Here is an 8,705-nt window from a genome sequence, read left to right as displayed (position 1 = left end):
GCTTTCAAACTATAATATTTTCATGGTTCGGTGTTCCCTCGGACTCCGCTTTGCAGCGCTTGTCTCTCAGGCACTTATCCAATATAGCTACTGTCTCTAGCTTTGTCAACTCTTTTTTTCTAATTTTTGCAGATTTTTTTTTCATCTCTCTGAAACTCGCCACAGTGCTAGGTTGTAGGCAACAATAGTGTATGCCAGTTGCTGACTAAGGGAGGGTAGAGCGTGAATTTTCAGTCTGTGATTAGTTTATTGCATCAGTTTTGGGGTGACCGTGGTTGCTTAATTGCCCAACCATATGACATTGAGAAGGGAGCGGGTACTAAAAACCCCCATACATTTTTAAGGGCTTTGGGACCTGAGCCTTGGTCAGTGGCTTATGTTGAACCATGCCGTCGTCCTACTGATGGACGCTACGGTGAAAACCCCAATCGCTTTCAACACTATTATCAGTATCAAGTTCTGATTAAGCCCTCGCCAGATAATATTCAAGAAATTTACCTTGATTCTTTGTCTGCTCTGGGGATTCGTCCCGAAGACCACGATATTCGATTTGTGGAAGATAACTGGGAAGATGCGACGGTGGGTGCTTGGGGAACTGGTTGGGAAGTTTGGTTAGATGGGATGGAAATTACTCAATTTACCTATTTCCAACAGTGTGGGGGAATTGATTGTCGTCCCGTATCGATTGAAATCACCTATGGGTTAGAGCGGTTGGTGATGTACCTCCAGCAAGTGGAAGCCATTACTAAGATTGCTTGGACTGACAACATCACTTATGGTGATGTTTTCCTACAAAGTGAGATTGAGCAGTGTACTTATAACTTTGAAGGGTCTAATCCTGAGTTGCTGTTAACACTGTTTAATTTATATGAGCAGGAGGCTGGGCAATTAACTGAGCGTGGTTTGGTGGTACCCAGCCTAGATTATGTTATGAAGTGTTCACATACCTTTAACTTACTGGATGCTAGAGGCGTAATTTCGGTGACGGAGAGAACTCGTTACATTGGCAGGATTCGTCATTTGGCTCGGAAGGTGGCTCATCTATATGTTGAGCAACGGGAAAAGTTGGGTTTTCCTTTACTCAAGGGGATAAAGGTTTGTAGCTCTTGAATGTAAAACAATAACAGGACTGAGGCACAGGTAAACTGAGAAGAAATCACAGATTGCACTGACTAATGAGAGTTAGAATGGACACTCAACCTGAAAAAGTGAGGTTTTTTTGCCTCAGTCCTAACTAAGAGGGCAAATCAGCCAGTTTGGGAGCCTAAAGAGTTATTATGTTTGCTTTACTTTTGACGAGTGACTTATGATTCCGACGAGTGGTGTGGTTATCTGTCTTGGTTTTATTTTAGGGTTGTTGTTTACCTCGGTACCTTGGGGTGGGTTTTGGGTTTTAGGTTTAGGGATGGTAGCAGCGGTTCTGTTGAGAAAACGCAGATTAGGGAAGGCTACACAATACCCAAATGATGGCAATACAAATCAGGGATTAAGAAATATCTGGTCAAATATTCCTCATTCTAGAATATGGTTAGTTGCCGGTTTAGTGGGGTTATTAGCAAGTGTATATTTTCAATGGCGATCGCCCCAACCCGGAGCGCAAGATATTAGTACATTGTTGGTATCGGAAAATAATGGTAATCAGCAACAACTGGTGATGGTTCGTGGTCAAGTGATAAGTAACCCCCGTTTAACTCGCAACCAACGAGGACAATTTTTATTAGCAGCTACTCAGGTTGATCAAGTTAAGAATGAAGCTGGCCCGCTAGATGCGGCTAAAGGTGTGACGGGAAAATTATATGTAACAGTACCCTTGCTCCAGGCTACTGGGTTATATCCCGGTCAACAAATTGCTGTGACGGGAGTTTTATACCAGCCAAGAACAGCATACAACCCTGGTGGTTTCGATTTTCAGAAGTTTCTCAATTACCAAGGAATATTTGCGGGTTTGAGTGGAAGACAGATTACTTTCCTGGATGAGTATAATCAACGTCCGTGGGGATGGTGGCAAGTTCGGCAGCGAATTGTGCGATCGCACACTCAAAGCCTGGGTGTTCCACATGGTCCATTGGTAAGTGCAATGGTGTTAGGTAGCAAAGCAGTTGATTTACCCCACGATATCCGTGATTTGTTTATCAAAGCTGGATTGGCTCATACTTTAGCAGCTTCAGGATTTCACGTTTCTTTAGTGTTAGGTTTGGTAATGCAGTTGACAAGCCGTGCAGCTGCGAGAACGCGGTTTACTTTTGGCTGTTTAGCCTTAATTATTTTCCTGAGTTTAACAGGGTTCCAACCTTCAGTACTCAGGGCGGTAATTATGGGTTTTGCGGCTTTAGTGGGTTTATTATTACAAAGAAAAGTTAAAAAATTTGGCTCTCTGTTATTAGCAGCCACTTTATTATTGTTAATTAATCCCCTATGGATTTGGGATTTAGGCTTTCAATTGAGTTTTTTAGCCACACTAGGGTTAGTGGTCACAGTTCCCCCATTGGTAAAACGCTTAGATTGGTTACCACCGGTCATCACTTCCTTGATTGCCGTTCCCCTGGCTGCGACAATTTGGACTTTACCAGTGCAACTTTTTGTATTTGGGGTGATGCCTGCTTACGGTGTAATATTGAATATGATCAGCACACCTTTGATTGCAACCATTAGTATAGGTGGGATTATTAGCGCCATAGCAGCATTAGTTTGGCCTACAGGTGGCAGCACCTTAGCAGGACTATTATATTACCCTACTGACTGGTTATTTAAATTAGTACAATTATTTAGAAGCTTTCCCGGTAATTCTCTGAATTTGGGTAGTATATCTACGTGGCAATTGCTAGCAATATATGCACTGGTGATTTCGGTTTGGCTAGTACCTTGGTGGCAAAAACGCTGGTTATTGGCCAGTTTCATGGCCATCGGTTTGGTACTCATCCCCTTTTGGCATTCTGCCAATACATTATTTAGGGTCACAGTCCTAGCAGCAGGTAAACAACCAGTTGTAGTCATTCAGGATCGGGGAAAGGTGACACTAATTAATAGTGGAAAGCAGGGGACTGGACGCTTCACAATTTTACCATTTTTACAACAGCAGGGCATTAATCACATAGATTCGGCGATCGCCTTTGGCACTGAGCGCAGCGGAATCAGCAGTAATTTAAAATACCAGGAAACTAGCGCTTGGTTGGAAATACTACAAGCTATAAGAATAAATAACTTTTATGAATATTCAGCCAACCTCACAGACAACATTGCTAATCAGGCAATTCAACAGCAAGTGCAAAAGCAACGAGGAATACACCAACCTTTAGCACCTGGTCAAATAGTCAATACTGGTTCAGTAACTGCTCAGTTAATTAATGACCAGTTACCTGTCTTAAAACTGCAAATTCAAGGACAGAATTGGCTATTGGTGGGGGATGTCAAGGCTCAGGAGGTAGAACAGCTAGTCAAAGCAGGTAGCTTGGTGCGTCCACAAGTACTGTGGTGTAGACCTGAGTCCTTGTCAGATTTAGTACAAATGCTCCAACCACAGGTGGCCATAGCCTCTTATACTAATTTAGACTCAAAAACCTTATCTAATCTGAGTCAAAACCAGACACAGCTATTTTCTACTAGAGATGACGGCGCTATCCAATGGACACCCAATAATCAATTTGAGGCCTTTATTCAACAAACTGAAAATAAATCTACCTTTTTTTGATGAAATTCCTCAATTGGTAAATCTAGGTATAGAAACGTTCCCATGAACACTTGTAAAGGTTTCCCATTTTGATGGGAGAAATGAGCCAAATCACCAACTACAAAAATATTATCACTCCTAATGAGTTTAGTCCCCCCGGATTTTAGCCCGGGGGAGTGTCAACCCTTACACAATATTATCAGGTTCAATACCTAATGCTCTTAAACGTTGAGCCAAAATAATTGCTCTCCTTTCGGCTTCATCCGCCCTTTGACGTTCAGCTTCAGCCTTTTGACGTTCAGCTTCGGCCCTTTGACGTTCAGCTTCAGCCTTTTGCACTTCTTCTAAAACAGCTTCCTCAGGGGTGGGTACCAATTGTCCATCCCAATGAAAGTAACGTAATTTACCGTCAAAAATTCCCAAATATAAGCCTAATTCTTGACTCCATAACCAACCCTGCTCAGTGGGTGTGACATCCTGATACTCACTTCCAACTAAACGAAATCCTACCAACTCTAAAGTATTAGGTGAGAACCAAAAATACTCAGGAGTGCGAAACTGGTTTTGATATAGTTGTTTCTTTAACCCCCGGTCTACCTTAGCTGTAGACTCAGAGAGTAATTCAATAATCAAATTGGGGTAATTACCGTTTTCTTCCCATACCACCCAAGAAGTACGGGGGCGTTTTTCTGTATCTTTAACCAGAAAAAAGTCTGGGCCTCTAAACTCTCGATTTTTTAACTGTTGACGGCTATAGTAAATAGTTAGGTTCGCGCCGATAAAGAAATCCTCCCTATCTCTCCACAACCACTCTAAGCACGTTACCAGTATCAATAGTTGTGTATAGTGTAAAGAACTCTCCATTTCCGGCTCATCACTGAGTAGTTGTGTGCAATCTGGCATTAATGCCTCTATCTCTCGTGCTGTTATAGCCATAGGTTTTATTTTGCACTATTTTCTATTTATTATATTCCCTGGGTAGCTGGGCTGTAGGATACTGAAGCTAGAAGTTAGAGTGATTTGCGTCCTGAGATGAAAACCACAGCAGTGTAGGAAATCTCAAATATTAGTCTAATTATATACAAATATACCTGTAATCTGATATACTATTACCGCTGCAATATTTTTTTTTCAACAAATATACATATTTAACCGTAGTCATGCATTTACGTAAGCCTTTTTCGCAGAGGTTTTATTCTCTGCGTCTTCGCAAAGATAGTAAAACTAAAGTTAAATTTCCGAAATTATTACCTCTCCTGTGGTTGGTTATAGGGATTTACTGTTTTTTAAACTTCGCTTGGCCACAGCGTTTTCTACTTCCCACAGTCTTTGGAGAATCAGTATTTTGTGTCAATACTCCTGATAAAGTTTTAGCACTGACATTTGACGACGGACCTGACCCAGTATACACAAGAGCAATTGCTCAGACACTTTTAGATTACCAAGCCCAGGGCACATTTTTTGTGTTAGGAAAACACAGCCAACAGTATCCCCAGATTATCCAATCTTTAGAAAACCAGGGACATGAAATAGCTAACCATACTTGGAATCATTACAACCTGAATACTCAGATGGAAAATTCTATTTATCGGGAAGTTACACAAACCGATGCTTTAATTAATCAGTTGGGATACTCCCACAAGATTTATTTTAGACCTCCTTTTGGTCGGGCTGGCTTGTTTGTCACTAATGTTTTAAAGCAGATGCAAAAACCCATTATATTTTGGGATGTGGATTTACAGGACTGGCGAGGTAGGTCAGCGGGGGAAATGATGAATATATTTGAAAAAAGCTTTCACAATGGGAGCATCATACTTTTACATGACTCCGATGGTGTCGCGAAAGGGGGAGTATATGCTAGTCGCCATAATACTGTAGAAGTAGTGGAAAGAATTTTGAGTGCTTACACTCCCCAGGGATATAACTTTGTGACCGTATCCGAGTTATTGAAGAGAGGAACTATAGTTAAATCAGTAAATATGTGTCTACAAAATTAACTCTTTTAGGACTTGGATAAATGGTAAAAATACCCATCATGAGATATTGGCATCTGTGTATTATAACTCTATTTACTCTGTTCTTCCGCTTACCCTTTTTCTTCCGTTCTACATTCAATTGGGATGAAAGTACATTTATTTTAATGGGTCAGTCCATTTTAGATGGTAACTTACCATATGTGGAAATATGGGATGTAAAGCCACCACTCGTATTCTTTAGCTATGCCTTACCTATTTTAGCTGTTGGTAAATCTATCATATCTATTCGCCTATTTGGGACAATATGCGTAATCATATCAGCCATTCTGACTTACTATATTTGTCGCTGTGTATGGAGTCAGAAACTTAGTATATTAGCTGCTATGGTCTTTGTTATTTTAACTGGTCCGTTGATGGATGGTAAATCTACTATGACCGAGCATATAGCTATTGTACCTTTACTCGGTTCATTAGCCCTGCTATTGAGGGAGTATAAGTTAATAAATCTAAAATTTTTTATGGTTGGTTTCCTCATGGGAACCGCTTGTATGATTCGCCTAAATTTGGCTTATTTAGCATTAATTTTAGGTTTATATATTGCATTTAAAAGTATCAATTTTAATTCAGGTTGTAAAAGCTTTTCCATGTTTGCCTATGGAATTGGGTGTTTAATTCCATTCATATTTTTGTTTTTACCATACATGGCGACAAACAATGTTGCACTATTTAAAGCTGCGGTGATTGATGCATCATTAGCTTACTCCCATTCTCAAATAACATTTTGGCAAATTATCTTTAAGCAAATTTACGATATTTGGGGGATTATATTTTTAATAGGTTGTTATCAGCTTATTTTAATTATTAAACAACAGGAAAAATATTCAGATAACCAAAATAGATTAATATACTTATCCATCTACTTCTTAGGTACTGAGTGGTCAATTTTAAATAGTGGTGCGGCACATAGTCATTATATGATTCAATTGGCTCCTTTTTTGGGGGTCGTATTGGCATCTTGGTTGATGAAAATCTTGGATTTCAACTTAAAAGTAGGTTATTTTATACTCATAGTCACATTGATGCTCACGGTTACACCCAGTTTGAATGAATACAAAACTATAGGGACGCGTCTGGTGACACAACAATCAATCTTCTATGGTAAAGAATATGATTTAGCTAAATATTTAGCTGAACAGGGAGGAAGTAATATTACAGCATATATGATGGATCATCATCTGGTTTATTGGCTCCTGAACCTGAAACCGCCTACAAAAATAGTCACCCATCCATCAAATATATCCAAAGAATATTTACTACGTGTTCTCCAAGGTCAAACTGCTAATACTAATCAAGCATTACTGGAAGTGTTGGCACAAAAACCTGAGTTTATTGTCAAAAAGGAAAATGTTTGGTATTTACAAGATCATCCAGAAGCGATCGCCTTACTGGAAACAACACTCAAAGCAGATTATATCCTATTAAGGAACATGGAAGACACACAAATTTATCGTAAAATATCCGAGGTCAAACAATAGATAAACTTAGGAGAGATTAGTACATTATTTAATTAACTTCAGCCAGCCAAAATTCTACAAGTATATAGCAATCCTAAATGATTCATGAACAATTTCTGTTCCCTGTTCGGTGTGTTCCCTGTTCGGTGTGTTCCCTGTTTCCTTTCCTCACTGATAATTTCTCAAGTCAAATAGGATGACTATATGTATTTCAATCAAGATTGGCGCTCTACGGTTTCTGCTCCCTGGTTTCATCCTTTACTGTTGCTGATATGGTTCATAATAGGTGTGGCTTTACGGTTCACCAACTTAACAGCTAAACCACCTTGGACTGATGAAATGGCTACTTTGGTGTTTAGCTTGGGAAATAGTTTTTTACCAATACCCTTAGATCAAGCGATCGCCCCTGATATATTATTGCAGCCATTACAGATAAATCCCGCCGCTGGTGTGGGGGATGTAATTCATCATCTGCTCACAGAAGATAACCATCCACCCATATATTTTGTACTGGTTCATCTGTGGATGAAGTTATTTCCCAATCAAGAAGGTATAGTATCATTATTTGCTGCGCGCTCATTTCCCGCTTTACTGGGTGCAGTTTCTATTCCCTGTGCTTATATCTTGGGTAAGTTAGCTTTTCGTTCTGCATTAGTGGGACAATTATCAGCGGCGATGATCGCAGTTTCACCCTACGGTATTTATTTAGCACAGGAAGCACGTCATTATACTTTGGCTATCCTCTGGATAATGGCTTCCCTAGGTTGCTTAGTAATTGCTAGGCGTCACCTACAAAACCAAACCTTATTACCCCTGTGGTTAATTGTTGTTTGGGTAGGTATTAACGCCTTGGGTATTGCTACTCATTACTTTTTTGTCTTGACTCTGGGCGCTATAGCTTTAGTGTTGATTTTTGTAGCTGGGAAACAACAAGGACGGGCAAAAAATTGGGTGTTACTCTCTCCCAGTTGGCGGCGAATATATTTGATTGCAGTTGCTACTGCTGTAGCTGGGTTAGTTTGGTTACCTACCTGGTTACGAAATCGTGATCTTGGTGCTTTAACAGAGTGGATTCGAGGTGAACGGGTGGGATTAACTTGGATTAGCCCTATTTTCCAAGCTTTAGCCACCTGGATTACCATGATTTCGCTCCTCCCAGTGGAAGCACCACAGTTAACGGTGGTCATTCTCTCTGGGTTGGTGATGTTAATTTTCTTTATTTGGGCAATACCTATTTTAATTGCTGGCATTAAAGTACAACTACAAAACCCTGAAACTATTTTCATCACTCAGGTATTTGCTGGGGTAATATTAGGAGCGATCGCTTTATTTTTCTGCTTTACTTACTTTCTGGGTATAGATATTACACGAGGCGCTCGTTATAGTTTTGTTTACTTTCCCGCTGTGATTATCCTCCTGGGTGCGACTCTAGCAAGTTGTTATCAAAATCCCAACATTGGTAAATGGGGTATCACCGGTAAACAAGCTGTCATCCTGATTTGGGTGATGGGATTACTTAGCGCCATTACAGTTACCTTTAATCTGGGT

6 protein-coding genes are annotated in these 8,705 nt (G+C 40.1%); 5 read left to right on the top strand and 1 reads right to left on the bottom strand.

What is annotated here, in order from left to right; all coding sequences use genetic code 11:
* Nucleotides 1–222: 222 nt before the first annotated feature.
* Nucleotides 223–1,110 (top strand): glycine--tRNA ligase subunit alpha, encoded by an 888-nt coding sequence (gene glyQ / locus NWP21_RS00320; RefSeq protein WP_271730894.1) that lies wholly within the window; start codon nt 223–225, stop codon nt 1,108–1,110.
* Between the two features lie 196 nt (nt 1,111–1,306).
* Complete coding sequence (locus tag NWP21_RS00315; RefSeq protein ID WP_280791184.1) at nt 1,307–3,688, top strand: ComEC/Rec2 family competence protein; 2,382 nt, start codon at nt 1,307–1,309, stop codon at nt 3,686–3,688.
* A gap of 165 nt (nt 3,689–3,853) precedes the next feature.
* On the opposite strand, the gene NWP21_RS00310 is transcribed toward NWP21_RS00315, so the two are convergent.
* Nucleotides 3,854–4,603: a Uma2 family endonuclease gene (locus NWP21_RS00310; protein WP_280791183.1), complete on the bottom strand. Its 750-nt coding sequence runs from the start codon at nt 4,601–4,603 to the stop codon at nt 3,854–3,856.
* A 224-nt stretch (nt 4,604–4,827) separates the two neighbouring features.
* Between NWP21_RS00310 and NWP21_RS00305 the strand changes: the two genes are divergently transcribed.
* The 3 genes from NWP21_RS00305 to NWP21_RS00295 form a co-directional block, all read left to right on the top strand.
* Nucleotides 4,828–5,664: a polysaccharide deacetylase family protein gene (locus tag NWP21_RS00305; protein ID WP_280791182.1), complete on the top strand. Its 837-nt coding sequence runs from the start codon at nt 4,828–4,830 to the stop codon at nt 5,662–5,664.
* Between the two features lie 20 nt (nt 5,665–5,684).
* On the top strand, nt 5,685–7,178 hold the full coding sequence (locus NWP21_RS00300) for a hypothetical protein (RefSeq protein ID WP_280791181.1): 1,494 nt from the start codon (nt 5,685–5,687) through the stop codon (nt 7,176–7,178).
* Nucleotides 7,179–7,361: 183 nt separating this feature from the next.
* Nucleotides 7,362–8,705 (top strand): phospholipid carrier-dependent glycosyltransferase (locus tag NWP21_RS00295; protein ID WP_280791180.1); only part of this gene is annotated, 1,344 nt, incomplete at its 3' end.

The sequence above is a fragment of the Anabaenopsis sp. FSS-46 genome, assembly GCF_029891665.1.
Lineage (GTDB): Bacteria > Cyanobacteriota > Cyanobacteriia > Cyanobacteriales > Nostocaceae > Anabaenopsis > Anabaenopsis arnoldii.
This window is presented reverse-complemented; position numbering and strand designations above follow the sequence as displayed.